Below are 2,341 nucleotides of genomic sequence, written 5' to 3'. Positions count from 1 at the left end.
ATCTCCACCTTTTAGGTGTTCATCGGTTGGGACTACAATATGATAGTTGCCATCTGAATCTACCTGTCCCTCTGCTGTTTGGCCATCTGGGAATGTGATGACTACTGTTGAACCCGGTTCTGCTTTGCCACCGATTTCTTTCGCACCTTCTTTAATTGGATTAATCGCTGGTGCTGGTGGCGCTGTTGTGTCTACAACTTTAATTATAAAGTTTGTTGTGGTTTCGTTACCTTCCGCATCTGTTGTTGTTACCGTAATTGGGTAGCTGCCTACTTTTGTTGGTGCGCCGCTAATTGTATTTGTCTCACTATCAAATATGACGCCAGCCGGCAGACCACTTACCTTGTTTGTGACGATTTGGCCGCTATTGTCTGTCGCTTCTATCTTGATTGAATTAATAGCTGTGTTGACCTCTTTTGTTTGGTTTGCTATAGAGGTAACCGTCGGTTTTATTGTATCCACAACTTCGATTGAGAATTTTGTTGTCGTTTCATTACCTTCGGCATCTGTCGTTCTCACCACAATTGGATAGCTGCCTACATTTGTTGGCGTTCCACTAATTGTGTTTGTCTCACTATCAAAACTTACGCCTTCCGGTAGTCCACTTACCTTGTTTGTGACGATTTGGCCGCTATTGTCTGTCGCTTCTATCTTGATTGAGTCAATCGGTGTATTCACTTCTTTTGTTTGATCTTTGATAGAAGTAACCGTCGGTTTTGTCGTATCCACGACTTTAATCGTGAAATTCGTTGTTGTTTCGTTACCTTCGGCATCTATTGTTGTTACTGTAATTGGGTAGTTGCCTACATTTGTTGGCGTTCCACTAATTGTGTTTGTCTCACTATCAAAACTTACGCCTTCCGGTAGTCCACTTACTTTATTTGTTACCTTCTGACCGCTATTATCTTTCGCTTCTAACTTGATTGAATCAATCGGTGTATTCACTTCTTTTGTTTGGTTTGCGATAGAAGTAACCGTTGGTTTTGTTGTATCCACGATTTTAATCGTGAAGTTCGATGTCGTTTCATTGCCTGATGCATCCGTTGTTGTCACGGTAATTGGGTAACTTCCAACTTTTGTTGGCGTTCCAGTAATCGTGTTTGTGGCACTATCGAAACTTACGCCTTCCGGTAGTCCACTTATTTTATTTGTTACAGACTGGCCACTGTTATCTGTTGCTTCAACCTTAATTGGATCTAAAATTGTATTAATTTCTTTTGTTTGATTTTTGATAGGTGTTACTACTGGCGCTGTTGTATCTACGACTTTAATAATAAATTGCGTAATTGTTTCATTACCTTCAGCATCTGTCGTCGTTACAGTAATTGGATAGGTACCGATTTTAGTCGGTATGCCGCTTATTGTGCCTGTTTTATTATTAGCAATAGACATTGCTTTCATTTTAACAAGGTTACTGCTATGCATTCTAGGTGCAAAACTAATCGCGTTTGTTTGGCTATTATAAATAACACCATCAGGTAAACCACTTACTTTGTTCGTTACAGCTTGGCCGCTATTATCAGAAGCCTCAATCGTAATTGTATCCATAGCTGTATTCACTTCTATAGTTTGATTCGCTATTGATTTCACTACTGGTGGTGTCGTATCCACGACTTTAATCGTAAAGTTCGTTGTCGTAGCGTTACCTTCCGCATCTGTTGTCGTTATTGTAATTGGGTAACTTCCAACTTTTGTTGGCGTTCCAGTAATTGTGTTTGTGGCACTATCAAATGTGACGCCAGTCGGTAAGCCACTCACTTTGTTGGTTACAGCTTGACCACTATTGTCTGTCGCTTCAATCGTTATCTTATCGATTGGTGTATTTACTTCTTTGCTTTGATTATTGATAGCTGTCACCATCGGTGCTGTTTTATCTACCACTTGAATTGTGAAGCTTGTTGTTGTTTCATTTCCTGATGCATCCGTTGTTGTCACGGTAATTGGGTAACTTCCGACTTTCGTTGGTGTACCACTAATAGTATTTGTCTCATTATCAAAACTTACTCCATCTGGTAAGCCACTTACTTTGTTGGTTACGACTTGACCACTATTGTCTGAGGCTTCGATCTTGATTGAGTCAATTGATGTATTAACCTCTTTTGTTTGGTTTGCGATAGAAGTAACCATTGGTTTTGTTGTGTCTACAACTTTAATTGTAAATTTCGTTGTCGTTTCATTTCCTGATGCATCCGTTGTCGTTACTGTGATTGGGTAGCTACCCACTTTTGTCGGAGCCCCGCTAATTGTATTTGTGGAACTGTCGAAACCTACTCCGTCTGGTAAACCACTTACTTCATTAATCACAGCCTGACCACTGTTGTCAGAAGCTTCAATTGTTATT

General features: G+C 40.1%; 1 protein-coding gene. It reads right to left on the bottom strand.

Annotation, left to right across the window (positions count from 1 at the left end):
- On the bottom strand, positions 1–2,341 hold a 2,341-nt coding region (locus HMPREF3264_RS12185; RefSeq protein WP_176746850.1), incomplete at both ends, for a putative Ig domain-containing protein.

It is taken from the genome of Staphylococcus sp. HMSC62A08 (assembly GCF_001839105.1).
GTDB lineage: Bacteria > Bacillota > Bacilli > Staphylococcales > Staphylococcaceae > Staphylococcus > Staphylococcus caprae.
This window is presented reverse-complemented; position numbering and strand designations above follow the sequence as displayed.